This window comes from Sphaerisporangium flaviroseum, from assembly GCF_039537005.1.
GTDB classification, from domain to species: Bacteria; Actinomycetota; Actinomycetes; order Streptosporangiales; family Streptosporangiaceae; genus Sphaerisporangium; species Sphaerisporangium flaviroseum.
In genome coordinates, this window is record NZ_BAAAZR010000002.1 from 141297 (window position 1) to 167546 (window position 26250).

At 69.4% G+C, this 26250-nt stretch carries 22 protein-coding genes; 17 read left to right on the forward strand and 5 right to left on the reverse strand.

Annotated features, from left to right (window positions below; all coding sequences use genetic code 11):
• The first annotated feature begins 142 nt into the window (after positions 1 to 142).
• The 6 genes from ABD810_RS06925 to ABD810_RS06950 all read left to right on the forward strand — a co-directional run bounded on the left by ABD810_RS06925 (position 143) and on the right by ABD810_RS06950 (position 10154).
• A complete protein-coding gene (locus ABD810_RS06925; RefSeq protein WP_344935741.1) occupies positions 143 to 1390 on the forward strand; it encodes an acyl-CoA dehydrogenase family protein in 1248 nt (415 codons plus the stop codon).
• 401 nt (positions 1391 to 1791) lie between these two features.
• Entirely contained in the window at positions 1792 to 3192 is a 1401-nt protein-coding gene (locus ABD810_RS06930) for an NAD(P)/FAD-dependent oxidoreductase (protein WP_344935746.1), read from the forward strand.
• 38 nt (positions 3193 to 3230) lie between these two features.
• Positions 3231 to 6467, forward strand: a complete 3237-nt coding sequence (locus ABD810_RS06935) for a non-ribosomal peptide synthetase (RefSeq protein WP_344935748.1) — start codon at positions 3231 to 3233, stop codon at positions 6465 to 6467.
• A gap of 14 nt (positions 6468 to 6481) precedes the next feature.
• Positions 6482 to 8086, forward strand: a complete 1605-nt coding sequence (gene cmdF, locus ABD810_RS06940) for a tyrosine 2,3-aminomutase (protein WP_344935751.1) — start codon at positions 6482 to 6484, stop codon at positions 8084 to 8086.
• Positions 8087 to 8420: 334 nt separating this feature from the next.
• Positions 8421 to 9758, forward strand: a complete 1338-nt coding sequence (locus ABD810_RS06945) for a condensation domain-containing protein (RefSeq protein ID WP_344935756.1) — start codon at positions 8421 to 8423, stop codon at positions 9756 to 9758.
• 126 nt (positions 9759 to 9884) lie between these two features.
• Positions 9885 to 10154 (forward strand): phosphopantetheine-binding protein, encoded by a 270-nt coding sequence (locus ABD810_RS06950; protein WP_344935758.1) that lies wholly within the window; start codon positions 9885 to 9887, stop codon positions 10152 to 10154.
• Between the two features lie 392 nt (positions 10155 to 10546).
• Here the strand turns inward: ABD810_RS06950 and ABD810_RS06955 are convergent, their stop codons facing one another.
• Positions 10547 to 12133 (reverse strand): 4-hydroxyphenylacetate 3-hydroxylase family protein, encoded by a 1587-nt coding sequence (locus ABD810_RS06955; protein ID WP_344935760.1) that lies wholly within the window; start codon positions 12131 to 12133, stop codon positions 10547 to 10549.
• A gap of 412 nt (positions 12134 to 12545) precedes the next feature.
• Here ABD810_RS06955 and ABD810_RS06960 point away from each other — a divergent pair, with 412 nt between their 5' ends.
• The 3 genes from ABD810_RS06960 (at position 12546) to ABD810_RS06970 (ending at position 15845) form a co-directional block, all read left to right on the forward strand.
• Complete coding sequence (locus tag ABD810_RS06960; RefSeq protein WP_344935764.1) at positions 12546 to 13730, forward strand: acyl-CoA dehydrogenase family protein; 1185 nt, start codon at positions 12546 to 12548, stop codon at positions 13728 to 13730.
• A gap of 66 nt (positions 13731 to 13796) precedes the next feature.
• Positions 13797 to 14231 (forward strand): SgcJ/EcaC family oxidoreductase, encoded by a 435-nt coding sequence (locus ABD810_RS06965; RefSeq protein ID WP_344935768.1) that lies wholly within the window; start codon positions 13797 to 13799, stop codon positions 14229 to 14231.
• A gap of 573 nt (positions 14232 to 14804) precedes the next feature.
• Positions 14805 to 15845, forward strand: a complete 1041-nt coding sequence (locus ABD810_RS06970) for a hypothetical protein (protein ID WP_344935771.1) — start codon at positions 14805 to 14807, stop codon at positions 15843 to 15845.
• On the opposite strand, the gene ABD810_RS06975 is transcribed toward ABD810_RS06970, so the two are convergent.
• Positions 15842 to 16333, reverse strand: a complete 492-nt coding sequence (locus ABD810_RS06975; protein WP_344935774.1) for a MarR family winged helix-turn-helix transcriptional regulator — start codon at positions 16331 to 16333, stop codon at positions 15842 to 15844. The two genes, ABD810_RS06970 and ABD810_RS06975, sit on opposite strands and share 4 nt — an antisense overlap.
• 229 nt (positions 16334 to 16562) lie before the next feature.
• On the opposite strand from ABD810_RS06975, the gene ABD810_RS06980 reads away from it, so the two are divergent.
• From ABD810_RS06980 to ABD810_RS07015, 8 genes are all read left to right on the forward strand, one after another.
• The gene (locus tag ABD810_RS06980) at positions 16563 to 16727 is read left to right on the forward strand and encodes a hypothetical protein (protein WP_344935778.1); all 165 of its coding nucleotides are present in this window, start codon (positions 16563 to 16565) and stop codon (positions 16725 to 16727) included.
• 45 nt (positions 16728 to 16772) lie between these two features.
• The gene (locus tag ABD810_RS06985) at positions 16773 to 17240 is read left to right on the forward strand and encodes a MarR family winged helix-turn-helix transcriptional regulator (protein ID WP_344935780.1); all 468 of its coding nucleotides are present in this window, start codon (positions 16773 to 16775) and stop codon (positions 17238 to 17240) included.
• 130 nt (positions 17241 to 17370) lie between these two features.
• Positions 17371 to 18357: a hypothetical protein gene (locus ABD810_RS06990; protein WP_344935782.1), complete on the forward strand. Its 987-nt coding sequence runs from the start codon at positions 17371 to 17373 to the stop codon at positions 18355 to 18357.
• Positions 18358 to 18523: 166 nt separating this feature from the next.
• The gene (locus tag ABD810_RS06995; RefSeq protein ID WP_344935784.1) at positions 18524 to 19567 is read left to right on the forward strand and encodes an NAD-dependent epimerase/dehydratase family protein; all 1044 of its coding nucleotides are present in this window, start codon (positions 18524 to 18526) and stop codon (positions 19565 to 19567) included.
• Positions 19568 to 19581: 14 nt separating this feature from the next.
• On the forward strand, positions 19582 to 21306 hold the full coding sequence (locus ABD810_RS07000; protein WP_344935786.1) for an acyl-CoA carboxylase subunit beta: 1725 nt from the start codon (positions 19582 to 19584) through the stop codon (positions 21304 to 21306).
• Positions 21307 to 21519: 213 nt separating this feature from the next.
• On the forward strand, positions 21520 to 22083 hold the full coding sequence (locus ABD810_RS07005; RefSeq protein ID WP_344935790.1) for a hypothetical protein: 564 nt from the start codon (positions 21520 to 21522) through the stop codon (positions 22081 to 22083).
• Entirely contained in the window at positions 22080 to 22595 is a 516-nt protein-coding gene (locus ABD810_RS07010; RefSeq protein WP_344935792.1) for a hypothetical protein, read from the forward strand. Before ABD810_RS07005 ends, ABD810_RS07010 begins: the two co-directional genes overlap by 4 nt.
• Before the next feature lie 119 nt (positions 22596 to 22714).
• Complete coding sequence (locus tag ABD810_RS07015) at positions 22715 to 23452, forward strand: GDSL-type esterase/lipase family protein (protein WP_344935794.1); 738 nt, start codon at positions 22715 to 22717, stop codon at positions 23450 to 23452.
• A 147-nt stretch (positions 23453 to 23599) separates the two neighbouring features.
• Here ABD810_RS07015 and ABD810_RS07020 read toward each other — a convergent pair whose 3' ends face one another.
• The 3 genes from ABD810_RS07020 to ABD810_RS07030 form a co-directional block, all read right to left on the reverse strand.
• Positions 23600 to 24316: an alpha/beta fold hydrolase gene (locus ABD810_RS07020; RefSeq protein ID WP_344935797.1), complete on the reverse strand. Its 717-nt coding sequence runs from the start codon at positions 24314 to 24316 to the stop codon at positions 23600 to 23602.
• Positions 24317 to 24470: 154 nt separating this feature from the next.
• Entirely contained in the window at positions 24471 to 25229 is a 759-nt protein-coding gene (locus ABD810_RS07025; RefSeq protein ID WP_344935800.1) for a 4'-phosphopantetheinyl transferase family protein, read from the reverse strand.
• A complete protein-coding gene (locus tag ABD810_RS07030) occupies positions 25201 to 25512 on the reverse strand; it encodes a hypothetical protein (RefSeq protein WP_344935803.1) in 312 nt (103 codons plus the stop codon). The genes ABD810_RS07025 and ABD810_RS07030 overlap by 29 nt, the downstream gene beginning before the upstream one ends.
• Between the last annotated feature and the right edge of the window lie 738 nt (positions 25513 to 26250).

The following is a 26250-nucleotide window of genomic DNA, read 5'->3' on the forward strand; positions in this document are numbered from 1 at the left end:
AACGTGCGTTTCCGTGTCGCAGCGGGACCTGAGAGGCGCCCGGTTCGCGGGGGCGTCACATCGCACTTCGGGAGATGCGTCGTGAAGCGGGTGGATGTGACGCTGTCTTGAGCCGATCACCCTGAGACAAAGGACCTGCGGCATGGCAGTCATCACGAACGTTCGCGAACAGGGAATCGCTCTACCGCCGGACCTGGTTCCCACGCCGGAGGACATCATCGCCAGGGCCGAGGCGATCGCCCCATCGCTGATAGGGCGGCAGGCGGAGACCGAGGAGCGCACCTTCTACGCCGAGGACACCCACGAGGAGTTCGCCAGGGCCGGCCTCTACCGGATACTCGTCCCCCGCCGCTACGGCGGTTACGAACTCGGCGTCGACACCTTCATGCGCGTGGTGATGACGCTCACCCGGGCCTGCCCCTCGACCGGATGGATGTACTGCCTCGGAGCCGCGCACGCGCTGGCCGTGGCCACACTGTTCGACGAGCGCGCCCAGGCCGAGATCTTCGACGGCGACTTCATCTGTCCCGCCACGATCATGCCGGGCGGCACCGCCGAGCGCACCGCCGACGGGGACTGGGTGATCAACGGCATGTGGAGCTACTGCTCCGGTTCGCCCTACGCCACCCACTTCCTCGGCCACGTGCTGGTCTCGCCTGCGGAGGGCGAGCCGCCGGTACCCATGCTGTTCATCGCCCCGCGCAGCCAGTGGAGGCGCCTGGACGACTGGGGCGGGCAGCTCGGCCTCAAGGGCAGCGGGTCGCACAGCATCGTGATCGAGAACGCCCGCATTCCCGACTACTTCACCATCGACACCCACCTGAGCCAGGTGACCGTGACCGAGGGCACGCCGGGGCTGGCGCTGCACGGCAACCCGCAGTACGGAGGCGGGCCGCTCAGCTTCATGATCCTGGAGAGCGCCGTGCTCGCGGTGGGCATGGCCTTGGGCGCGCTCGACGCCTACGAGGACCTCATGCGGTCGCGGACGACCTCGTTCCCGCCGATCACCGGCCGCGCGGAGAATCCCGACTTCCAGTACTGGTACGGCCAGGCGGCCGGCATGATCGCCACGGCGGAGACCGCCATCACCGGCGCGCTCCAGCAGTGGATCGACACCTGCGCGCGCGGCTCGGCGGCGTTCACCGGCGAGCAGGAGCTGCGGCTCGCGGGGATCGGCCGCGAGGTGGTCAAGCTGAGCTGGAACGCCGTCCAGCAGTACCTGTTCCCGACCGCCGGCTCCAGCTCGGTGCGCAACGGCGAGCGCGTGGAGCGCGTGTGGCGGGACATGTCCACGCTCCACACCCATGCCGGAGTCTCGATCTATCTGTCCAGCATGGCCAGCCGCGAGTACGCGATGGCGCGCTTCGGCATCGTGGACCCGCATTTCTGATCGGATGCCGAACCTTCGCCGGCCGTGCCCGTCCCCGGGCGCGGCCGGCGGCGTTCCGGGACCCAGCCCCTTCCGCCGGTGATTTCCCTTTCCTCTGGACGGTTCTCCCTTTCTCCATGAGAACCGGAATCCGCAGGGCCCGGCGTCCTTTCAGGTCACCGGATTTCCAGGGGAGCCGGGCGATAAATGCGTCGCCGCCGTGCCGCAGCATTCCAGGAGATGCGGTGGGGAGCGGCCGGGCGTGACGATGTACCAGTGAGGACCGATACGAGCGGCCGGTGGAATTCGGGCGAGTCGTAAGGTCCCCGGGGACAGGCAATGGCTGGTCATATACGACCGTCGACAGAAGCCGCGCAGCCGACCCCCGATGCAAATTCGGAATTCCGAGGAGGTAACCCGTAATGGGCGATGTGTCAGGGACTCGCGCGGTGGTGCTCGGTGGAAGCCTTGCCGGACTGTTCGCGGCCAGAGTGCTCTCCGATGCCTACGACGAGGTGGTCATCGTCGATCGCGACGAGCTGATCGACGTGGAGGGGCCGCGACGCGGCTGCCCGCAGGGACGTCACATCAACGGGCTGATGACCCGCGGCCAGATGGCCATGGAGGAGATGTACCCGGGGATCACGACCGAGATCTTCGACGACGGCACGCCCCAGGGTGACCTGGCGGGGACCGTCCGCTGGTACGCCCTCGGCAAGCACCTCAGGCAGGAGCCCGCCGGCATGATCTGCGTCGCCGCCAGCCGGCCGATGCTGGAGAAGCACGTCCGCCGGCGGACGGCGGCCCTGGGCAACGTGACCTTCCGCGAGCGGCACGACATCCTCGGCCTGGTCGCCACGCCGGAGCGCAGCAAGATCACCGGTGTCCGCGTGCAGAGCATCGCCACCGACGGCGGCGAGGACATCATCGACGCCGACCTCGTCGTCGACGCCACCGGCCGTGGCTCCCGTACCCCCATCTGGCTGGAGGACCTGGGCTACCAGCGGGTCGTCGAGGACCGCAAGAAGATCGGTCTCGGCTACGGCACCCAGCACTACCGGCTGCGCACCGACCCCTACGACGGCGACCTGTCGATCAACACCATCGCCCACCCCAAGCTGCCCCGCGGTGCGATCTTCACCAAGACGGACGGCGGCCGCGTCGAGCTCACGGTCTACGGCATCCTCGGCGACCACCCGCCGACCGACCAGCAGGGCTACTTCGAGTTCGTCAAGTCGCTCGGCATCCCCGAGATCTACGAGGCCGTCATCGCCGCCGAGCCGCTCGACGAGCCGACCGCGTTCCGCTTCCCGACCACCCTGCGGCGCCGGTACGAGGACATGGACCGCTTCCCCGACGGCCTGCTGGTGGTCGGCGACGCCGTGACCTGCTTCAACCCGATCTACGCCGGTGGCATGACGGTCGCGGCGCTGTCCGCGCTGACCATGCGCGACCACCTGCACAGCGGCGCCGCCCCGCAGCCGCTCCAGTACTTCCGCGACCTCGCGCGCGACGTCATCGACCCGCCGTGGGAGGTCACGCACGCCGTCGACCTCGGCTTCCCCGGCGTCGAGGGCAAGCGCACGTTCTCGATCCGCATGCGGCAGGTGATGACCAACCTCATCTACCGGGCGGGTGCCCGCGACAGCAGGGTCACCGCGGCCTACTTCCGCGTGGCCGGCCAGGTGGAGCGGCCCGAGACGCTGATGCGGCCGAAGTTCCTCCTGCGCGTGCTGCTGGGGGCGGCGGGCCTGTCCAAGGTCCGGGAGGCCAAGGGCCACTGGACCTGGACCGGGGAGAAGGCGAAGGTCCCCGCCCTCTGAAGGTCGTCTCACGTCGCCGAACCTCGAAGGGAACATGAGTGACCGAGGCATCTCGTACCCGTGGGTCCCACCCCTGGCGAGCCGTGACGTCCCACGCACAGGACAGGGCGTGGTTCCTGGACAGGCTGGTCCCCGGCTCGCCGGCGCACACCCTGTCCAGGGCCTACCTGGTGACCGGCGAGCTGGACCTGGAGGCCCTGGGCGCCGCGTGGCACGAGGTGACCCGCCGGCACGAGATCCTCAGGACCACCCTGGCCGAGACCGGCGGGCGGCCCGTGCAGGAGATCGCCGCCGCGGGCCGGGCCGCCGTCCCGTTCACCGATCTGGGCGCGCTCGCCTGGCAGGCCGAGCGGTGGCGCGCCGAGCAGGCGGCCATGCCGTTCGACCTGGCGACGGGGCCGCTCGCCCGGGTGGCCGTCGCGCGGGTGGGCGCCTCTCAGTACATGGTGTGCCTGCAGACGCATCGGGCGGTCAGCGACGCCCGCTCGATGTCCATCCTGGTGGACGAGGTCTCCGCGTGTTACGCGGCGGCGGTGGAGGGCCGGTCGCCGGCCGGCTCCCTTCTCCCTCTTCCGTTCCAGTATGTCGATTACGCCCGCAGGCAGCGCCGGCGGCTGGACACGCCCCGGCACCGGCGCGTGCTGGACTGGTGGGTCTCGGCACTGACGCCGCTCCCACCCCCGCCTGCCCTGCCGGTGGACCGTCCGCGCCCTCCGGCGCCGTCACTCCAGGAGGGTGTGGCGCGGTTCGACTGGGGCGAGGACCTCGCAGGCGCCCTGGCCGGGTTCTGCCGGGCGGAGGGGAAGCCCGCGTTCGCCGTCCTGCTGGCGGGATTCCAGGCGCTGCTCTGCCGCTACGCCGGTGAGCAGCGCGTGGCGGTGGGCGTGCCGGTGACGGTTCGCCCCGGCGACGGTTTCCGCGACCTCATCGGCCCCTTCGAGAACCTGCTGGTCCTCCCCGCCGACCTCTCGGGCGGTCCCACCTTCCGTGAGCTGACCGGGCGGGTGGCCGCCACGGCGGCGGGGGCGCTCGACCACAGAGGGCTTCCCTTCGACCAGCTGGTGCGAGCGCTGAACGCCGATCGGGACCCGCGGCGGCTCCCGCTGTGCGACGCCGTGTTCGTCTACCACGACGCCCCCGAGTCCGAGCTCAGGCTCCCCGGCGCCGAGGTCCGGCGCCTGCGGGCCGATGACGGCCTCACGGGCGCCGACCTGACGCTGACGGCCGACCGGCCCGGCTCCTCGGTCACCGGATCCCTGCGGTATCGCGAGAGCCTCTTCGACCACGCGTCCGCGCGGCTCATTCTCGGCCAGTTGCGCACCCTGCTCTCCGCGGCGCTGCGCGAGCCGGACCTGCCGGTCGGCGAGTTGCCGCTGGAAGAGCCGCACAGCGTGCTCGCGGCCGTACGCGAGGCGGACCTGACCGGCGCGGACATCCCCGAGCGGCCGGTCCACGAGCTGGTGCACCAGTGCGCTCGGCGTGACCCGCACGCGGTCGCGATCGCGACGGACGGCTACACGGTCACCTACCGCGAGCTGGAACGCGAGGCGGCGGCGGTGACGCTGGCGCTGCGTGCGCTCGGCGGGGTCGAGGGCCTGCCGGTCGCCGTGCGCATGTCATCCGGGCCCGGCCAGATCGCCGCGTCGCTCGGAGTGCTGGACGCGGGCGCGCGCCTGGTCTGTCTCGGCGCGGGTGACACGGGCGAGCGCGGCAGAGCGGTGCTCACCGACCTGCGGCCGGCCTGCGTGGTGCTGGACGGCGAGTCGGCCGGCGACGAGCTGGCCACCTGGTATGTGGAAGAGTTGGGCGGCCGGCTGCTCGACATCACCGGACTGGACCGTGACGGCGACGTGCCGTCCGCTCGTACCGAGATGGGCGAGCCGGCCTACGTCACCTACACCTCAGGCTCGACCGGCAGGCCCAAGGGCATCCCCCAGTCGCATGCCACCTTCGCGCAGTTCGTCACCTGGTTCGCCGGGGAGTTCGGCATCGGGCCGGGCGCGCGGGTGGCGCAGTGGGCGGCACCGGGGTACGACGCGAGCCTGGTCGAGGCCTTCGCGGCGCTCACCGCGGGCGCGACGCTGTGCCCGGTGCCCGACCGGATCAGGGCGAACCCCGAGCGGATCGCCCTCTGGCTCTCGGCGGAACGGATCACCCACTTCCAGACCGTCCCGAGCTTCGCGCGGCGGCTGCTCGGCGTGGTCAACGAGCGCAGACCGGTGGAGCGGCTCATCGCCCTCGGCCATCTCCTGCTCGCGGGCGAGGCGCTGCCGGGAGAGCTGGCGAACGGGCTGCGCTCGGCCTTTCCCTGGGCGCGGCTGGTCAACATGTACGGACCGACCGAGTCGATCCTGGCCACCTGGCACGAGGTCGCCGGTCCGGCGCACGGAACGGTGCCGATCGGCACGTCCATCCCCGGGCGCCAGGTCCTGGTGCTGGACGAGCGGGACCGGCCCTGCCCGCCGGGCGTCACCGGTCAGATCGTCATCCACAGCCCTTACCTGACCCCGGGTTACGCCGGCGCCGCCTCAGGCGAGGTCTCCGCCTTCCGCCCGGTCCATGACCTTGCGGGATCGGAAGGGAGCGTGGGCCGCTGGTACCGGACCGGTGACCTCGGCCGCAGGCGGTGGGACGGCACGCTGGAGTTCGGCGGGCGCAGGGACTTCCAGATCAAGTTCAACGGCACGCGAGTGGAGCTCACCGACATCGAGGCGGCGCTGGCCGATGAGGAGTCGGTCGCGGAGTGCGCGGTGGTCCCGGTCGCCGACCCCCAAGGGCTGGTGACCCGCCTGGTGGCGTACGTCGTGCCGCACGCGACGGCGGTGGAGCAGGAGGTCGCGCCGGCGAGCCTGTGGCGGGCCGGGCTGCGCCGCCGGTTCGGCAAGTCGACGCTGCCGGTGTCGTTCACCACCTTGAGCGAGCTCCCGCGCAACGTGGGCGGCAAGATCGACCGGCGCGCGCTGCCGGACCCCGCCCGTTCGCTCGCCGGAGCCTCCGGCGTGCCGGAAAGCGAGACCGGGCGGGCGATGGCCGAGCTCTGGTCGGAACTGCTGGGCGACGAGCCGGGGCAGGCGAAGGCCGCCTTCTCGGCGAACGACACCTTCTTCGCGTCAGGCGGGCATTCCCTGCTGGTGCCGGTGCTGCTCGACCGGATCCGCGAGCGCTTCGGCGTGACGGTGTCGCTCTGGGAATACTTCGCGAACCCGACGATCGTCGGGCTCTCAGCCCTGGTCGATACGCGAATTTCTTCAACCGAACTGCTACTGACATCGTGATGGGGTGAGATGGCGTGACTCTGGTGGACACCACAGTGACGGTCGATTTCGACGGCGAGAGCCTGGACATCGCAGGCATCCGCCGGGTGGCCGAGGACGGCGCACCGTGCAGCGTGGCCCCGGCGGCCCTGGCCCGGGCCGCCACCAGCCGGCAGATCTTCGAGCACACCGTACGGCAGGGGATCCCCGTCTACGGTGTCACCACCGGATACGGTGAGATGATCTACATGCTGGTCGACACCTCCAAGGAGGTGGAGCTGCAGACCAACCTGGTCCGCAGCCACAGTGCCGGCGTCGGCCCGCTGTTCGCCGAGGACGAGGCGAGGGCCATCCTCGCCGCCCGGCTGAACGCCCTGGCCAAGGGCCACTCGGCCGTACGGCCGGAACTGCTCGAGCGCCTGGCGCTGTACCTCAACATGGGCATCACCCCGGCCATCCCGGAGATCGGCTCGCTCGGTGCGAGCGGCGACCTCGCGACCCTGGCGCACATCGCGGTCACCGTCATCGGCGAGGGCTACGTCCTGCGCGACGGCAAGCGGACCGAGACCGGCACCGTCCTTCGGGAGCTCGGCATCGAGCCGCTGAAGCTCCGCTTCAAGGAGGGGCTCGCGCTCATCAACGGCACCTCCGGCATGACCGGGCTAGGGTCCCTGGTGGTCGGCCGGGCCCTCGACCAGGTGCGCCAGGCCGAGATCGTCACGGCGCTGGTCGTGGAGACCCTGAGGGGTTCGACCAGCCCGTTCCTGGCGGAGGGGCATGACATCGCCCGCCCGCACCGGGGGCAGATCGACACCGCGGCCAACATGCGGGCGCTGATGCTCGGCAGCGGTGTCACCGTGGACCACGCCGAGCTGCGGGAGCAGGCACAGCAGCAGAAGAACGGCGACGGCGTCTCGCGCACCGAGGTCTACCTGCAGAAGGCGTACACACTGCGCGCCATCCCGCAGGTCGTCGGCGCCGTCCGGGACACCCTGTACCACGCGACCGACAAGCTCAGCATCGAGCTCAACTCGGCCAACGACAACCCGCTCTTCTTCGAGGACAAGGAGATCTTCCACGGAGCGAACTTCCACGGCCAGCCGATCGCCTTCGCGATGGACTATGTCACCATCGCCCTCACCCAGCTCGGCGTGTTCTCCGAGCGCCGGACCAACCGGTTGCTGAACCGGCATCTCAGCGACGGACTCCCCGAGTTCCTCGTCGCGGGCGACCCCGGGCTCAACAGCGGGTTCGCGGGCGCGCAGTACCCGGCGACCGCGCTGGTCGCCGAGAACCGGACCATCGGCCCGGCCAGCACCCAGAGTGTCCCCTCCAACGGCGACAACCAGGACGTGGTGAGCATGGGCCTGATCGCCGCCCGCAACGCCCGCAGGGTACTGGGCAACAACAACAAGATCCTCGCCGTCGAGTACCTCTCCGCGGCGCAGGCGGTCGACCTGTCCGGCAGGTACGACGGGCTCAGCCGTACGGGCAAGGCCACCTACGACCTGGTCCGCTCGCTGGTGCCCACGCTGGACCGCGACCGCTTCATGTCCGACGACATCGAGCTGGTGGCCGCCGCGCTGTCGCGAGGCGAGTTCCTCGCGGCCGCCACGAGCACCGACGTCGAACTGCGCTAGACCTTTCCAGGGGCGAGCGGGCCGGGCCCCGCTCGCCCTTCTCGTCGCCGGCGGTACGGCGCCCCGCCGGCGGCGAAATTCGGCAATGCGGAAGAACCGCGATCCGGCCGTGAACAATAAAATGAACGAGACCGCCGTGCGCTATTTCGTCCGGGCCGCGCGGTCAGTTGATTCCGTTCAACGAACGTCCCTGGAATGGTGAATTCCATTTCAAGGGACGGCGAGCGACCCGCACATCCGTACCGAGCCGGCGGTCCGATGCGCACGCAGACCTTGAAGGGGGTTTGGGGCGTCAATGAGCATTTCTGAGACATCGAATCCACCGAGTCACGTGGTGGAGCGCATTCCGCTGTCCTTCAACCAGGAATTCCTGGTCATGTTCGACAGGGGTGACGGCGAGGGGCCGTTCGGCTCCCGGTACAACATCTTCTACGGCTGGCGCCTCAAGGGGACGATCGACCTCGGCACGCTGCAGGAGGCGCTGAACGACGTGGTGGCCCGGCACGAGGCGCTGCGCACGCTGATCGTCGCCGACGACGAGGGAAGACGCCAGACGATCCTTCCCCCGAGCCCTCCCCAGTTGTCGGTCCGCGATCTGTCGCAGACGCCCCCGGGTGAGCGCGACCGCCGCGCGGGGGAACTGCTCAACGAGGCAGAGGCCGGCGCCTACGGCGTTCAGGAGCTTCCCCTGCTGCGCGCGGTGCTCGGCCGGTTCGACGACCAGGACGCGGTCCTGGTGCTCATCGCCCACCACACCGCCGTCGACGAGTGGTCGATGCGGCTGCTCATGCGCGACCTGGCCTCCTTCTACGCCACCCGGCGGGGCTTCCAGGTGCCGGAGCTTCCCGAAGTCCACCAGTACCAGGAGTTCGCGCGCTGGCAGCTGCAGAACCTCACCGGCGCCGGCGGGGACGCCTCGCGTGAGTACTGGCGGGAGAAGCTGCAGAACGCGCGGGTCTCCGCGAGCGTCACCGACCACCGGCGGTCCGAAGGGCTGCCGAAGACCACGGGGTGGCACCGTTTCGCGATCGACCAGGAGTCGACCTCGGCGATCCTCAAGATCGCCAGGGAGACGCGCAGCTCCCCGTTCATGATCCTTCTTTCCGCGTACAACGTGCTCCTGCGCGACAGCCTCGGCAGCACCGACATCGTCGTGCCCACGTTCACCTCCGGCCGAGGCCAGGCGCGGTTCCACAACACAGTGGGATCGTTCTTCAACTTCATGCCGCTCAGGACGGACCTCACCGGCTGCGCGACCTTCCGCGAGGTGGTCGAGCGGACCCGGGCCACCTGCATGGAGGCCTACTCCCACGACATCCCCTTCGCCCAGGTCATGGGGGAGGCTCCCGCGCTCATGAGCCCCCTGGCCGAGGACGACAGGGCCGTCTGCGCGTTCCAGGTCTTCCGGTCTCCGTTCCCGACCGGTCGCGAGCTGGCCGGCGACCTGGAGTACACCGAGATCCCAAGGCGGCTGTCGCAGTCGGAGGGAGGGGACGTCCCCGACGGCGCGCTGTGGCAGCTGGAGATCGACTCCTCCGGGGAGATCCTCGGGACCCTGGGATACAACCGCAACCTGTTCGAGGAGAGCACGTTCAGCACCTTGGCGTCGGAGTTCGCCCGGGTGCTGCGCGAGGGTATCACCGCTCCGGACGCCCCGTTGCGGCAGAGCTGACGGCCGCGGGGCCCGTCCGTCCGGACGGACCCCGCGCCGGTGCAGGCATGAGTTCGGCCCGCATGACGTGCGGGCCCGTCACAAGAGAACGATCGGCAAGATTCGCATCACACAGGAGGAGATCGAATGAGCACCGTCCACCCTGGGGACCTCAGCGTCTCGGCGATCCAGGAAAAGGTCGAGAAAATCTGGAAAGACGTGCTCGCGGTGGTCCCGGGCGAGGAGGACGCGACGTTCTTCGAGCTGCAGGGGGAGTCCATCGCGGCCACCCGGATCGCCTCGCGCGTCGAGGAGGAGATCGGCGTCGACATCGAGGTGGCCGACCTGTTCGAGGACGACCCGACCCTTGAGGCCTTCGTGCGGACCGTCGTGGGAAAGGCGGGGGCCTCGTCCTAGGCCCGGCGCCACGCCCCTCGATCGCCGGATACCGAAGCCCCTGGTAGACGAGTCGCGGATCTCCCGCGACCGTCAGGACCAGGGGCTCGTTGCCGTCCCGCCACGATGACGTGGGCGCCGTCCCGCCACGATGACGTGGGCGCCGTCCCGCCGCGATCGCGTGGGCGCGGTACGGCCGCGATGAGAAGGGGCCCGCGTGAAGGTCCCGCGATGAGGGCCTTGGTGAGAGGGACCGTGATGAGGGCCTTGGTGAGAGGGGCCGTGATGAGGAGGGCTTCGTACAAAGGGCCGCTTCGAGAAGGGCCGGTGCGCCGGGAAGGGGTACGGCCGCGCCGTGCTTGCGGCGGAAAGGGCGGAGCCACCCGACGCGACGTCGGGTGGCTCCGGCCCGCTCACTCGCCGAAGGCGCCGTTCCCGGTACGCCGCAGGTGGTCGAACGAGGAGAGGTCGGGGACGGTCCAGCCGTCCAGGTCGTACTCCGCGAGGCACTCGTCGACGAAGGCCTTGTAGCCGTCGACCTGGCCGTTGCCGATCTGCGACGACAGCAGCTCCACGCGGGTGTTCTCGTGGTTGCCGGCGTAGTTGCGCTCGTAGAGCTCGTGGCGCCCGCCGAACTCGGTGCCCACGGCGTCCCAGAGCAGCTTCATGACCTTGATCCGCTCGACCGCGTCGCTGCCGTCCGAACCCCGGACGTACTTGTCCAGGTAGGGCCGGATGTCGGGGTTCTTGAAGTCCTCCGCGCTCGAGTTGATGTAGATCAGCCCGCTGGCGATGTCCTGCTGGATGATCTCCTTGACGCGCGGGTAGCCGATCTGCATGAACCACCGGTAGGCCAGCCCGTACGCGGGGTTGGGCAGCAGCGCGCCGTCCTTCCACTCCACCGGGTTTCGCGCGGCCGCGTCGGAGAACGCCCAGAACAGGTTGCGCCAGGCCAGCACCTCACCGATGCGGGTCTGCACGCCGCGGAAGTCCTTGGACCCGGTCATCTCCGTCGCCTTGATGAGCAGGCCGGCGATGAACTCGAGCTTGACCGCCATGCGGGTGCAGCCGTGGAAGGTGAAGCGCTCGAAGAAGCCCGAGCGGCCGGTGAACAGCAGGGCCTTGCCCAGGTGACCGTAGACGAAGACGTTCTCCCAGGGGATGAGCACCTTGTCGAGCACCAGGATGGTGTCGTTCTCGTCCATCCGCGAGGAGAGCGGGTAGTCGAACGGGCTGCCCATCACCGTGGCGGTGGTGGTGTAGGACGGCCGGCAGATCAGCTTCATCCCCTTGGCGTCCATGGGGATCGTGGCCACCAGCGCGAACCGCTTGTCCTTGATGGGCAGGCCGTAGTGGGCGATGAAGTTGTAGTGGGTCAGCGCCGAGCCGGTCGCCACGACCTTGGCCCCGCTGACGATGAGGCCGGCGTCGGTCTCCTTCTCCACGTGGACGAAGACGTCCGCGACCTCGTCCGGCGGGCGGTTGCGGTCGACCGGCGGGTGCACGATGGCGTGGTTCCAGAACAGGACCTTCTCCTGGGACTCCCGGTACCAGCGCCGGGCGTTGTCGGAGAAGGGCTCGTAGAAGTCGGCGTTCGCGCCCAGCGTGCCGAGGAACGAGGCCTTGTAGTCGGGGCTGCGCCCCATCCAGCCGTAGCTCATACGCGACCAGGCGGCGATGGCCTGCTGGTCTCCCACGAGGTCCTCGACGCTGTGCGGCGTGGTGAAGAACCTGTGGGTGTAGCCGTCGCTGCCGGTGTCGGTCGGCTTGGTGAGCACGTCCCGCTTGTCGGGGTCGTGCAGCGCGTCGTACAGCCGTGCCGTCATGCGGATGGGGTTGTGGAACGCCGGATGCGAGGTGACGTCCTTCACCCGCTCGCCGTAGAGGTAGATCTCCCGGTCGTCGCGCAGGCTCTCGATGTATTCGTCGCCGGTCAGCGGGCGTGTCTTCCGCCGTGCCTCGGTCGGGCCGGCGGCGGCGGGGGCCTGTTCGCCTGCCATCGGACTGCTTCCCTCTTCTAGCACCTCAACTCCTTGATGAATCGGTAGCCGTCGAGCCGTCCATGGGACGCGCCCGAAGAAAAGTCCGAGATCGCACGCGCGCGCCGGCGGGAAGGTGAGGGAACGGCGGGAGCCGGATACCTCCCGCTCGCCGGCGGTGATGGGCGGGCACCCCGCAAGCCTGTTGCGGACTCTAATCGTCACATCAGGAGTTCCCGGCGGGCATCTTTCACATTGCGGTGTGGACGCCCTCTACCACGAGACCCGCAATTCAGAAGATGCGTCTGCGGAGCGGGAAATGCGACCGTCGGATGGTGAGCATCGGCGGACGGCCATTCGGCCACGACTGGATTCCGGCCATCCGGCGTATCTTGCCGGCTCCGCGCATTCTCGTCGGATTCTTTAGGAGGATATGGTGCTGACGACCGATGTTCCGACGCGGGAGGAGTTCGCTCGCCGCGCGTCCGAACTGGTGCCCGTTCTGCGCAAGCACGCGGCCTGGGCGGAGGAGAACCGGCGGATTCACGAGGAGTCCATCGAGGCTCTGGCCGACGCCGGGATCTTCAAGCTGCGGGTTCCCGTCCGCTACGGCGGTTACGAGTGCGACACCCGCACGCTGGTCGACGTGGCATCGGAGCTCGGCAGGGCCGACGGCTCCACGTCCTGGGTGGCGTCGGTGTACTGGATCCCGACCTGGATGACCTGCATGTTCCCCGACCAGGTCCAGGACGAGGTGTTCTCCACCCCGGACGTGCGCATCTGCGGGACGCTGAGCCCGACCGCGATGGCCGCCCCCGTCGACGGCGGCATCGTCGTCAACGGCAAGTGGGGCTTCATCAGCGGCGCGCTGCACAGCCACTGGCAGGTCGTCGTGGCGATCCTGGTCGGCGGTGAGGGCGAGCCCATGCCGATCATCGCGGTGGTCCCGATCTCCGAGCTGCAGATCGTCGACGACTGGCACACCTCCGGCCTCAAGGGCACCGGCAGCGTCAGCACGATCGCGCAGGACGTGTTCGTCCCGGCCGAGCGCTGGCTTCCGCTGCCCGTGGTGCTGCAGGGCCAGTCCACCTCGCCGGCCAACGCCGACCGGCCGATCTACCGGGCACCGCTGCTGCCGGTCGCCTCGGCGTCCTCGGTCGGTACCACGATCGGCCTGGCCAAGGGCGCGATGGAGACCTTCCTCGAGCGCCTTCCCGAGCGCAAGATCACCTACACCGGTTACTCCAGCCAGGCCGAGGCGCCGCTGACCCACCTGCAGGTGGCCGACGCCGCCATGAAGATCGACGAGGCCGAGTTCCACGCCCACCGCCTGGCGGCGCTGGTGGACGGCAAGGGTGCCGAGGGCGCGTCCTGGACGCTGGAGGAGCGCGCGAGGGCGCGTGCCGACATGGGTGCGGTGTGCAAGCTCGCGAAGGAGGCCGTGGACGTCCTCAACACGGCCAGCGGCGGAGGCTCCATCTACAGCCACGTGCCGATCCAGCGGATCGCCCGTGACATCCAGGCCGTCAACCTGCACGCCCTGATGCACCCGAACACCAACGCCGAGTTGTACGGCCGGGTCCTGTGCGGCCTCGAGCCCAACACGCTCTACATCTGACCACCGGGGCGGTGCCCGGCCTGGTGATCCACCGCGGCACCGCCTCTCATGGAGAAGGGTTGACCCATGGCCACATCGAATTCCTCAGCGACCATCGACGCCGGTGTGTCGGACGCGGACAAGGCCGCTGTGGCCGCCGTGCCCGGACGCATCGTCGCCGCGTGGGCGCGCCACGACGCGAAGGCGTTCGCCGACGTCTTCACCCCGGACGGGACCATGATCCTTCCCGGGTTCTATCGCAAGGGCGCCGATGAGATCGAGGCGTTCATGGCGGGAGCCTTCGAGGGTCCCTACAAGGGCACCCAGGTGACCGGGAAGCCGCTCGACCTGCGGTTCCTCGGCGCCGACGCCGCCCTGGTCATCACCCTGGGCGGCGTGCTGGCCCCCGGGGAGACCGAGGTCTCCGACGAGCGCGCCATCCGCGCGACGTGGGTGGTCACCCGGTACGAGGGGGAGTGGAGGCTCGCCGCCTACCAGAACAGCCCTCGCGGCGCCGCCTGATCTCGGGCCGGAGCCGAACCTCGGCAGAGTGATCGGGCCGGGCGGCCACGTGAGGCCGCCCGGCCCGTCCCTTTCGCGGGCGCGGAACCGCGACATCCATCGACCCGGCGACCGCACCCGAACGCCCCGGATGGACCGGGAGGCACGTGCGCGCCGGGCCGCCGGCATCGGCACGGCCGACCCATTCCTCCCCATCACGACCCCTTGTTTCCGCCCCCGGCCGCGGTATCGCGAATAGGGGGCACAGGCCGAACAAAAGGGGTGAGAACCACGGCCGGCCGGTCGATCCCGAAGAATCCGCGAACAATCGAATGACGGAACACGCCTGCTTCTTCCACATTGCTGCATGGGGCGCCGAACGTTGACGCGTGCTTTGTGCCCTGTGTTGTATTGATGTGGTGTCGAGCATCTAGTACGACCCGCGACACTGGCCGGGACGCCGGCGGCCGGGGAGGCCCGGCTCGTGGCCCCGCCAACGGCACGACCCTTCCGGTCCGCGGCACGCGCCCGAGAGCCGGAGGGCTTCACCCCGGCCCTGCGGGGACTCCGGGATCCGTCGCGAGGAGTGACTTGATGGCGCCCACATCTGACACATCACAGTCGGCGACTTCGGCGCCGCCGTCGCCGTCACCTCTGGAGGAGATCGCCGAGAGTCTCGGCGGGGAGGTCTACCTCGCGTACGCGCAGCGGCCGGACTCGGCGGTCGTCACCGTCGCGGCGGGTTTCTCGCCGGAGGCGGCGGGAGACAGGGCGAGGACACGGGCCGCGGCGCTCGACGCTCTGTACCGTCTTCCCGACGGCGTCCTCGAGAGCCACACAGGCCATGACGGCAGGGTTCTGTCCCTGGCCGACTTCATGCCCGAGGCCCCCGCGGACGCCCGCGCGCGCGTCGCCGGGATCGGCCTGCTCAGCGGGGAGCGCTATCTCCTGCCGGCCGAGGTCGTGTGGATGGGGGACCGGGACTGCCGGGTCGAGCCGACCGCGGTCGGCGTGATCTCCGGCACCTCCGACGGCGTCTCAGGAGCGATCGCCGACCTCCTCGCCCACGACATGGTCGCGCGCTGGTGGGCGAACCCCCGGATGCCGCTGCTGCGGGTCTCGCGGCACCTGGACAGGCTGATCCCCCCGAGCGCGGCCTCCGCGGTCGAGGCCCTGGGGCTGCGCGTCTCCGCGTTCGTCCTGCCCGGCCCCGACTTCCAGATCGCCATCGTCGGGGTCAGCGAGGAGGGCACGACGATAGCGACCGCCGCCGCGCGTTCGGTGAAGGCGGCGGTCGGCGAGGCGTTCCTGCGGGCGATGGCGGCGCGGGCACAGCCGTGGAACACGCTGTCGACCGCGGACTCCCTGCGCCGCCTCACGGTGTGGCATCGCGAGGTCGACTACCTGGCCTACCTGGAGTGGTCCGCCCTGGACGGCGATGCGTCGATGGTCGATTCGCCTGAGCTGCGGGACGGCGTTCCCGGCTGGGCCGACATCGCCTGCCGCCGGTTCGGGCACGAGCCGATCCTGGTCGAGCTGGGAGTGTTCGGCGATCCGGTGAAGGTGGTCTGCCCCGGCGCCGCGTGTTACCGCACGGTGCCGCCTGGCACGACGCTTCCCTGCCCCGTGCCCTAGGCGGTGCCCGCTCCGCCCGGCTGTTCCGCGCCGCGGTCGTGCACCAGACGCCAGAGGAACTTGCTGAACAACTCGCGCTCCTCGGGAGCGAACGGGGCCAGGAAGGTGTCCAGAGCGTTCAGCATGGCAGGGCCGAGCTTGTGACGCAGGAGCGCCTGCCCTTCCGTCGTGAGGGCGATCGCGTATTTGCGCCGGTCATCGGGGTTGCGCGCGCGCTGGACGAGGCCGGCCCGCTCCAGCCCGTCGACGACGCTCACCATGGTGGTCCGGTCGATGCCGTGGGAGCGCGCCAGTTGCTGCTGTGACTGGGGGCCGATCGACTCGATGGCCGTGAGCACGATGAAATCCTTCGACCGTAACCCGAAGGGCTCCACCGCCGACTCCAGGATCTGGTTGAACAGATCGTTCGCCTTGCTCAGCAGGACACTTGGGGAGCCGGCGAGGAAGTCCGGGAGCGGGGCATCGGTACTCGCAGAATCAGCGCTCACAACGTGCCTTCCGTGGTGACCTGTCCCGCAACGTACGGCATGCCCCTCATCAAGCACACCGGTATACGGCACGAGTGTCACACGGAGGCATAGGCGGTGCAACCGCCGATCTCAAATCATCAGCTTCACTGATTGACAGGGAAACTGACGATCTGCGAAGCTACTTAATGCGTGTGGGGTGCGAAGGGGTCACGGCAGGGGTGGGGCCCCTCATGGCGAGGAGGAGTCCATGTCGGAGCTGCAGGGCGGTCCTGACGCGGGGACCACATGGGACCAGGTCAGGGCCTGGCCGGCATCGTGTGACGTCTCGGGGTTCGCTCGCGTCGCGACATGGCGGGCCCGCAAGGGGTGGCCCTCGGGCGTCGTCGAGTTCGCGATCAACGCGACCTGGTAGGACATGGAAGACTGGGGTCTTCCCGATCCGCTGAGGGGTGGAGCCATGGGCGGAAACGGGCACGAGCCCGCGACGGCCGCGCGACGGCTGGCCGAGTCCACCGGCTGGCTGCTCACCGACGCGGCGCGCGAGATCACGCTGAAGCTGGAAGAGGCGCTCAAGGGCACCGGCCTCCGCTGGAGGGACTATGGAGTGCTCGTCGTGCTCGAAGCGGACGGGCCGCTGTCACAGCAGGAGATAGGCCGGCGGCTGGCCGTCGACCGGTCGACGATGGTGCACGTCATCGATGTCCTGGAACAGCAGGGGCTGGTCGTGCGCAGCCGCGACCGCGCCGACCGGCGGGCCTACTCCATCGAGCTGACCGGCCCTGGCCGCACGCTGCTGGTCGAGGTGCTCCACCCGCTGACCGCGCGGGTGCACAGCGGTGTGATGGCCAGGCTCACCCACGAGGACCGCGCTCACCTCAACCGGATCCTCGCGCAACTCGCCGGCGGCGCTCCGCGGCCCGAGTGAGCACTATATGAGTGAGTATGGACCATCTGCTCTCTGATAGTTTGTAATTCGACGTATCCATGGAGCCGGGCAAGGGCTGAGGACCCCCGTGGTCCTCCCTTGGGTGAGGTACATGGCGAGGAGGTGAGCCATGGACATTTCCGTCATCGGTGTTCCAGCTGAAGCAGTAGAGATCTATCGGTACTTCCTTCGACACCGCGGCGATGGCATCGGCTCGATCCGCCAGGCCCTCGACCTGGACCCCGATACCATCGAGGGCGCCATCGACACGCTCGAACGGCTGTCCCTGCTCGACCTCACCGACCGCCACCGCGTGATGGCCACCGAGCCCAGAGTCGGGATCGAACGCCTCATCGAGCAGCGCCTGAACGAGCTGAACACGGAGATACGCCGCGTCCTGTCGACACGCGACGCCATCGCGTCCTTCGTGGAGGACCAGCAGCACGGCGAGAAGGCCAACTCGGCGCTCGACATCGAGCGCGTGGAGGGCCTCGACCGCGTTCGCCAGCGGCTGGACGACCTCGGATTCTTCTCCTACAAGGAAACGCTGTGCCTGCATCCGGGCGGGCCGCTTTCGCTCGGCGCCATCGAAACGGCGCTTCCCCTGGACACCCGTTCATTGCGCCGCGGGCTCGCGGTGAAAGCCGTTTACCACCCCAAGGCACTTGACGACGCGAATATGTCGGCATATCTGCGTGAAGTCGTGAGCCTCGGCGGCCAGATTCACATCACCGAAGATCCCATGGACCGGATGCTGATATTCGACCGCAGCGTCGCGGTCGTTCCGATCCATCCCAAGGAGAGCTCCCGCGGCGCGCTCCTGGTCAAGGAGCCGGGCCTGGTGTCCCAGCTGGTCACCTACTTCGACGGCGTGTGGGACGGCGCCACCGACTTCCGCGAGTTCATCGAGCCCAGCTCGGACGCCCCTCTCCTGTCCGACCTGGAGAGAAAGGTGCTCGCGGTCATGGCCACGGCCGACAAGGACGAGATCGCGGCTCGCGAGATCGACGTCTCCGTCCGTACGTATCGCCGTTATGTCGCCGACCTCATGGCCCGGCTCGGCGCCGTCAACCGTTTCCAGGCCGCACTGCGCGCCAAGGAAGAGAACTGGATCTGACGGTCCGCCGCGGATATTCGATGGACCGCCGAGGCGTTGTTTCGGTTTATACGACAATGGCGGTTCAACGGCTTTTCTCGTGATCGGATAACGGACGCAGCACACTCGGAGATGACAGCCGAGAGCGTCAGGCATTTGACTGGTGTGGATCAGAGGAGATGGTCTGATGCTGGTGAGTGTGACCGGCGGAACCGGATTCGTCGGTGCCCATTCGATTGCGGCGATCGTGCGGATGGGACATCGGGTTCGCATGCTCGTCCGCGACACGGCCAAGATCGACCAGGCGCTGGCGCCGTTCGACCTCGATCGCGCCGCCATCGACGTGGTCGCCGGGGATGTCACGGACGAGCAGAGCGTGGCCCGCGCGGTGCGCGGCGCCGACGCGGTGCTGCACGCCGCGTCGGTGTATTCCTTCGACAGCAGGTTCCACGCCCGTATGCGGGAGACCAACGAACGCGGCACCGAGCTTGTGCTGGGCGCCGCGCGGCGGGCCGTCGGCGGCCCGATCGTCCACGTCTCCAGCGTCGTCGCCATGTTCCCGGCGCGAGGCCGCGTCGTCGACGCCGGCTCGCCCGTCGGCCGGCCGCGCGAGACGTACATGGCGACCAAGGCCGCGGCCGAGGTCATCGCCCGGCGGCACCAGGACGAGGGGGCGCCTGTCGTCATCACCTACCCGCCCGCCCTGCTCGGCCCGCACGATCCGAACCTGGGCGACCAGAACGCGCGCGTCCGCAGCGTGCTGCGCGGGCTCACGCCCATGTGGCCGCTCGGCGGGTTCCCCGTCGGCGACGTGCGCGACACCGCGGCGCTGCACGCCAGGCTCCTCACCTCACCGGGCGACGGGCCCGGCCGCCATTTCGGTCCGGGCCGTTACCTGTCCACCCGGGAGTACGTGGCGGTGCTGCGCGAGGTCACCGGGCGTACGCTTCCGGCGCTCTTCCTCCCGGCCCGTGCCATGATCCCGGTCGGGCTGCTCGCCGACAGGGTCCAGCGGGTGTGGCCGTGGCACATCCCCGCCGAATACGGGGCCATCTACACCTGCGCCTGCGCCACACGAGTGGCCGAGAACGCCGACACGGGCGGGATCGGCCCCCGGCCCGTCGCCGAGACCGTCCGGGACACGGTGCGCTGGCTCCACGAGAGCGGCCAGGTGACCGCTCGGCAGGCGGGGCTGGCGGAGCCGAGCCTGTCGTCTGTAGGAGCGCAATGAGGGGAGACGCCGCCATGAGTGAGCGGACCGCGACCAGCCTCGAATACCCCCAGGCCGGGCCGCCGGTGGGCACCGTGGAGCTCGACTTCGTCCCGGTCGCGGTGCCCAGACGGAACAGGGACGGCGTCGACGGCGGTCCGGACACCCACCAGAACGGCGATCGGCGGGAAGAGCCCCCGGCCCCGCCGGCCCGGTCCATGGCCGCGCTCCGTGAGCGGCACGACGGGTTGCGCGACGGGATCGTCGCCGGTCGCCCGCAAGGGGTCGAGCGGCAGCACGCGCTGGGCAAGCGCACCGCGCGCGAGCGGATCGACGCGCTGCTGGACGAGGGATCCTTCATCGAACTCGACATGTACCGCCGCCACCAGGCTCACGGCCTGCGGATGGAGGAGAACCGCCCGCACACCGACGGCGTGGTCACCGGGTCGGGCACCATCGACGGCCGCCGGGTGTTCGTCTATGCCCAGGACTTCACGATCTTCGGCGGATCCCTCGGCGCGGCGCACGCGGCGAAGATCCACAAGGTGATGGATCTGGCCATCTCCACCGGCTCCCCGCTCATCGGCCTGCTCGACAGCGGCGGCGCCCGTATCCAGGAGGGCGTGGTCGCGCTCAGCGGCTACGGCGGCATCTTCCAGCGCAGCGTGCAGGCGTCGGGTGTGATCCCCCAGATCAGCGTCGTGCTGGGGCCATGCGCGGGCGGGGCCGCCTACACCGTCGCGCTGGCCGACTTCGCCTTCATGGTCCGCGACACCGCGCAGATGTACCTGACCGGGCCCGACGTGGTCGAGGCGGTGAGCGGGCAGCGCATCAGCCACGCCGAGCTCGGCGGCGCCGACGTCCACGGCCGGCGGTCCGGCGTTGCCACGTTCGTGCACGACGACGAGGACGGTTGCCTGCAGGACGTGCGGTATCTCATCTCGATGCTCCCCGGCAACAACCTGGAGTTCCCGCCCAGAGCGCCTTCCTGCGGCGCGACCACGGATGTACGCCCCCGGCTGGCCGAGATCGTCCCGGTCGAGCCGAACCGCCCGTACGACATGCGGCAGGTCATCGCCGAGCTGGTGGACGACGGCGAGTTCCTGGAGACGCACGAGGACTGGGCGCAGAACGTCGTGTGCGTGCTGGCGCGCATCGACGGCGAGGTGGTCGGCGTGGTGGGCAACCAGCCCATGGTGCTGGCCGGCGTCCTGGACGTCGCCGCGTCCCAGAAGGCGGCGCGATTCGTGCGGTTCTGCGATGCCTTCAGCATCCCGCTGGTGACGCTGATCGACGTGCCCGGATTCCTCCCCGGCGCCGACCAGGAGTACGCGGGCATCATCCGGCACGGCGCCAAGCTGCTGTACGCGTACTGCGAGGCCACGGTGCCGCGCGTCCACGTCATCGTGCGCAAGGCGTACGGCGGCGCGTACATCGTGATGGACTCCCGCACCATCGGCACCGACCTGTCGCTGGCGTGGCCCACGAACGAGGTCGCCGTGATGGGCGCCGAGGGCGCGGTGAACGTCATCTTCCGCAAGGAGCTGGCCGCGGCAGGCGATCCCGCCGCGCTACGCTCCGAGCTGGTCGCCGAGTACGCCGAGCAGCTCATGCACCCCCACTACGCCGCCGAACGAGGGCTGGTCGACGACGTCATCGACCCGGTGCAGACCCGGGCCGTCGTGGCCCAAGGGCTGGCGATGCTGCGCAACAAGCGCAAGCCCTCACCGCAACGCAAACACGGCAACGTTCCGTTGTGATCCGCGGCGGGTTCCGGCGACGGCCCGGGAGGGCGCTCTGACCGGCGACGACCCGTGAAAGTGCGCACGGCAAAAGAAGAAGATGACCTACGCGGCCAGGACAATTAACATCAAGTGATCCCCCATCGCGCCATACAGGAGGGGGAGAGCATCCCCCGCGCGGAGATGTGCGCGGCGGACACGGTCACGAGCTCTGGGATCGAGGTTCTGCGCATGGCGAGCGAGACGGTTCAGGCGGTTCCCGGCCGGTTATCGGCCCTCAACACCCGTTATCACAAGACCGCGCTGGGCGTTTTCGCGTTCATCGTCGTGGCGCACTGGGCGGAGCACGTCGCCCAGGCCATCCAGGTATGGGTTCTCGGCTGGCCGCTCGCCGAGGCGCGGGGCGTGCTGGGCGTGCCCTTCCCGTGGCTGGTGAAGTCGGAGTGGATGCACTACGGCTACGCACTGCTGATGCTGGCCGGCCTCATCGTCCTGAGAAAGGGCTTCACCGGTAGCGCGCGGACGTGGTGGAACGTGTCGCTCGGCATCCAGGTGTGGCACCACCTGGAGCACCTGCTGCTGCTCATCCAGGCGCTCGTCGGCGCCAACCTGCTCGGCCGCCCCGCCCCGACCAGCGTGCTGCAGATCTTCCTGCCGCGCATGGAACTGCACCTGTTCTACAACGCGATCGTGTTCATCCCCATGGTCATCGCGATGGTCCGCCACCTGCGGCCCAGCGAGCCCGAGCGTGCCGCGATGCTGTGCGGCTGCGCGGTGCCCGCGTACGGGCGGTGAGTGAGGACACGACCGGCAGGCCCACGAGGCGCGGGAACTCACCGGTCTTCACCGCCGTCCTGACCCTCCTCGGAGCCTTCCTGCTGTACCTGGCGATACCCAATGTCGGCCCGGCCGTGCGCGCGGCCCGGGCCGACGGGCAGCACGGCGTCTTCACCGCGAAGACCGTCGACTGCGTCCAGCATCCGGGGCACGAGAGCTGCTCGTGGACCGGAGAGTTCCGATCCCACGATGGCACGATCCACCGGGCCCGGGTCGCGTTGTACGGCAGCGACCGGGACGCGCTGCGGCCGGACATGCGCACCGAGGCCGTCGACGTCGGGCGGCCCAACCAGGTGTACGGGCCGGGCGGCTCCCGCGAGTGGGTCTTCACCGCGCTGCTGCTCCTGGCGGGCGCCGCGATCCTGGCGTTCCCGTACGCCGGGTGGCTGCGGCGGCCGGTACGGAGGTCCGCGCCGGGAGAGGCGGCCGCACGCGGCGCATCCGAACGCGAGCCCGCGGTCCGACACTGAGCGGCGGCCTCGCACCGGGGTGACGGCCCGTCCGCCCGCCCCGGGCCTGTGCCGGTTCCGGGGTGGCCTGGCGACCCACGAAGCTTGCACTGCGAGGCTGGAGGCACGCGATCCAGGGCATGATTCCGAACATCATGGTGGTCGGCGACTCGATCAGCCAGGGCCGGGAAGGCGACTACACCTGGCGCTACCGGTTCTGGCGGAACCTCGCGCTGCATGACGTGGCGGCGCGGTTCGTCGGGCCGTGGACCGGCACCTGGGTGTCGTCCGCGGTCCAGCCGGCCGGGCACCCCGCTCCACCGGGGGACCCCGTCCACTCGGGGCGGTACCGCGACGGCATCCGCTTCGGCGACAGCAGGCACTACGCGAGCTGGGGACGCCTGCTCAACGAGGCCAAGGACAACATCGCGGACGCCGTCGCGGCCTACGACGCCGACCATCTCATGGTGGCGCTGGGATTCAACGATCTGGCCTGGGGACTGTCCCGCCCTGACCGGATGATGGCGGACATCGAGACCTTCGTCCGGCGGGCCCGTGAGGCCAACCCGGACATCCAGCTTCTGATCGCCAACGTGGTGCACCGCACGCCGCTGCCCGAGCATCCGCGCCTGGCGGGCGACATCACGTCCTACAACCGGCAGCTGGCCGCCGGTCTGGTGGCGATGTCGACGGCTCGATCGAGGGCCGTCCTGGTCGACCTGGACGCCGTCTACGATCCGCGTTTCGACACCTACGACGGTGTCCACCCCAATATGAGCGGGGAGATCAAGATCGCGAAGGCATTCGCCGGCGTCTTCTCGTCGCGGTTCGACTACGGCCGGGCCGGTCTCCTCGACCCGATCCCCGCGCTCGGCTGAGCGCATGCCGTCAAGGGCGGTGGGGGAGGGACGCCGCGTGCGCTGCGCGCGTGCGCCGGGTCTGGGTTCGCGGCCCGTGCGGACGGTCTGAGCCGCCTGGCGGGGTGGGTCCGATCCGCGTCCACGGGGGGTGTGGCCGGCTTCTCGCTATGCGGCGATCGACGTCAGCAGCGAGACGAGCTGGTCGGGGGCCGAGACCATCGGCCAGTGCCCGGTGTTGATGGTGTGGAAGGTCCAGTTCGGCTCGCTGCGCATGGCCGCGACGTCCTCGGAGATCCTGTTGCCGAAGTGCTCCTTGGCGCAGACGATGTAGCTCGCCCGCTGCTGTGCCAGTGGTCGCGTGAGGACGGCCGGCTCGGACAGTGTGTGCCCGGGGTGGCCGACGAAGCGCTCCACCAGCCACTGCGCCTGCTGGGTGGACAGATCCTGCCCGTCGGCGACGATCGTGACATCGGGGATCGGCCAGCGGCCGCGGTTCTCGGCGATGAGCTCCAGCTCACCGGCCCGCTGGCGCTCGGGGAAGGCGTGGAGCATCGACTTGCCGTCGTGGGGGAGGAACCCCTCGACGAACACCGTGTGCCTCACGCGATCGGGCGCGCGGTCGGCGACCTGGCCGGCGACGATCCCGGAATAGCTGTGTCCCACGACGATGACGTCGCGCAGGTCCTCCTTCTCCAGGATCGACAGCACATCGTCGACATGGGTGGCCAGGCCGACGGTCGAGACATCGGCGTCGGGGTTCGCCAGCCCCGACAAGGTGATCGGGCGGACGTTATGACCGAGCGCCCGCAGCCCGCGGGTCACCGGCTCCCAGACCCAGGCGCCCATCCATGGGCCGGGAATCAGGATGAAATGATTTTTCACGGTAGGTCGGGTTCCTCTCCTTTACAGCTAGACTGCGGTGAACAATATGGGAATCAGGCCTGCCGGTGCGTTTATCGGGTGGCCGGGGTGGCCGTGCCGAAGGTGAATTCCCATCATTATTGAACAGTCTTGTGCTGGATCGCGTCAATGGTGGTCAGGCGGCCACGGGAGCCGCGGCGTAGAGTGAGATGGCACGAAGGTCCGTGACATCTGATTCGGAGACCGTGATCGGGCGGCCATCGCTGAGAACCGCCACGACACCGGCATAGCCTTCACCCGGGTAAAGGATGCTCATTTGCACCGACCCCGGGGCGATGTCGAGCGGCCAGCTGAGCAGCGCGGGCTTCTCGCGTGGCGGGCTCACCTCGACCTTGTCCGGAGGGATCCGCAACCCGTGGCCGGTCGCCTTCAGGACCGCCTCCTTGCACACCCACATCCGGGCGAAACCGGCCTGCTGGTCGCGCTCGGGGAGCGCCCTGAGGATCGTCTGCTCGGTGGGTGAAAGCGCGCACCGCACCAGCTCGCTGACCGGGGCCGATGGCACCTCCTCCACGTCCACGCCCACCGGTCCGGCGGTCGTCAGCGCCACCGCGACCCGGTTCCCCGAGTGGGAGATCGAGGCGTGCAGCCCGTCATCGGTGAGGATGTACGGCCGGCCGTGCGGCTTGTCGCAGCGTCCGCAACGCCGGATGAGGGGCACGTTCTCGGGGGAGGTGCCGAGCTGTTCGGCGGCCGCGGTGCGCAGCAGCCAGGACGCGGTGAGGTTGCGGCGTCTGTCCGGCTCGCGACGGTAGGTCGCGGCACGCCTCAACTCTGAGTCGTTCAGCACGCTGATCAGGGTCTCGATCGGCTGCTCCTGCGGGTCGGCCCACCACACGCGGCATTCACCGGTCTTCAGGGCGAGGGCGTTCATGGTCTGTCCTTTCTTGTTTCGTCGGGTGGCCGGCCAGGGTCTTGCAGGTGACGAGTTCCCAGTCGCTGACTTCGGGGTTGGTGAGGATCTCGGTCACTTCGGCTCGAACCTGCGCGTTGGTCGTCTCCTCGTCGGTGTGGACCCGGATGGCGATGTCGCCGGTGACGTTCCGGAGGTCCTTGCGCCATTGTTTTGGCAGGAGGGCCAGTATTCGGATTCCGTCGACCGGCGAGTTCGGCAACGGTTCTCCTGCGGCCCGGCGTATTCTCAATTCGATGAGCATCGGGATTGTTTCCTCAGTCCCAGGTCGTTCCGCGCATGGCGGCCGATGAGTCCCAGGTGGTACCGGCGACGATTCTCGACCCGAACGGGGACTTGCTGTGGTTCTTCATTTCCTGGTCTCTTTTCTCTGGGCTGTTGTATTTGTTCTCGCATCACCAACTCTCCGCGATTCACAGCCCTCGGACCAGACAATTCCAAGTCAGCAAGTTGCACACCGATAGCAGCTTCCTGCCAACCGGATGTTGGACACTCCGGGCGACGGACCATCGCCCGAGGACGATGGGGCCGACGGGGTGCGCGCCGTCCCACCTACCGGGTCCCCGCCGCACGACGGCGCCGCCTTCGCCGCACCACACCCCACCGCCCGGCGCCGAAGAACAGAGCCACCCACCAGCACCAGCGGGAGGCGAAGCCGAACACGGAGCCGTACTTCAGCGGCGCGGGGAGGTGGAGCCGTACTTCAGCGGCGAGGGAAGGCGGAGCCGAGAACAGAGCGGTACTTCAGCGGCGGGGGAGGCAGAGCCGAGAACAGAGCCGTGCTTCAGCGGCGGGGGAGGCAGAGCCGAGAACAGAGCGGCGGGAAAGAAGAGGGACCTGGGGTCCGGCCTGAAAGGAGATGCCTCCACCGAACGTTCACCGGGTCCCACGCCGTACAGCGCCTCCTTCGCCGTCCCACGCCCCACCGCCCTGAGCCGGCAACGTTCCCGTACGTCAGCAGCGAGAGAGCCGCCGTCCTGAG

Excerpts from the sequence above, each read along its gene's own strand:
- ABD810_RS06925 (WP_344935741.1), top strand. The coding sequence starts at position 143 with ATGGCAGTCATCACGAACGTTCGCGAACAGGGAATCGCTCTACCGCCG.
- ABD810_RS06930 (WP_344935746.1), top strand. The coding sequence starts at position 1,792 with ATGGGCGATGTGTCAGGGACTCGCGCGGTGGTGCTCGGTGGAAGCCTT.
- ABD810_RS06950 (WP_344935758.1), top strand. The coding sequence starts at position 9,885 with ATGAGCACCGTCCACCCTGGGGACCTCAGCGTCTCGGCGATCCAGGAA.
- ABD810_RS06955 (WP_344935760.1), bottom strand. The coding sequence starts at position 12,133 with ATGGCAGGCGAACAGGCCCCCGCCGCCGCCGGCCCGACCGAGGCACGG.
- ABD810_RS06960 (WP_344935764.1), top strand. The coding sequence starts at position 12,546 with ATGGTGCTGACGACCGATGTTCCGACGCGGGAGGAGTTCGCTCGCCGC.
- ABD810_RS06965 (WP_344935768.1), top strand. The coding sequence starts at position 13,797 with ATGGCCACATCGAATTCCTCAGCGACCATCGACGCCGGTGTGTCGGAC.
- ABD810_RS06970 (WP_344935771.1), top strand. The coding sequence starts at position 14,805 with ATGGCGCCCACATCTGACACATCACAGTCGGCGACTTCGGCGCCGCCG.
- ABD810_RS06980 (WP_344935778.1), top strand. The coding sequence starts at position 16,563 with ATGTCGGAGCTGCAGGGCGGTCCTGACGCGGGGACCACATGGGACCAG.
- ABD810_RS06985 (WP_344935780.1), top strand. The coding sequence starts at position 16,773 with ATGGGCGGAAACGGGCACGAGCCCGCGACGGCCGCGCGACGGCTGGCC.
- ABD810_RS06990 (WP_344935782.1), top strand. The coding sequence starts at position 17,371 with ATGGACATTTCCGTCATCGGTGTTCCAGCTGAAGCAGTAGAGATCTAT.
- ABD810_RS06995 (WP_344935784.1), top strand. The coding sequence starts at position 18,524 with ATGCTGGTGAGTGTGACCGGCGGAACCGGATTCGTCGGTGCCCATTCG.
- ABD810_RS07000 (WP_344935786.1), top strand. The coding sequence starts at position 19,582 with ATGAGTGAGCGGACCGCGACCAGCCTCGAATACCCCCAGGCCGGGCCG.
- ABD810_RS07005 (WP_344935790.1), top strand. The coding sequence starts at position 21,520 with ATGGCGAGCGAGACGGTTCAGGCGGTTCCCGGCCGGTTATCGGCCCTC.
- ABD810_RS07015 (WP_344935794.1), top strand. The coding sequence starts at position 22,715 with ATGATTCCGAACATCATGGTGGTCGGCGACTCGATCAGCCAGGGCCGG.
- ABD810_RS07025 (WP_344935800.1), bottom strand. The coding sequence starts at position 25,229 with ATGAACGCCCTCGCCCTGAAGACCGGTGAATGCCGCGTGTGGTGGGCC.
- ABD810_RS07030 (WP_344935803.1), bottom strand. The coding sequence starts at position 25,512 with ATGCTCATCGAATTGAGAATACGCCGGGCCGCAGGAGAACCGTTGCCG.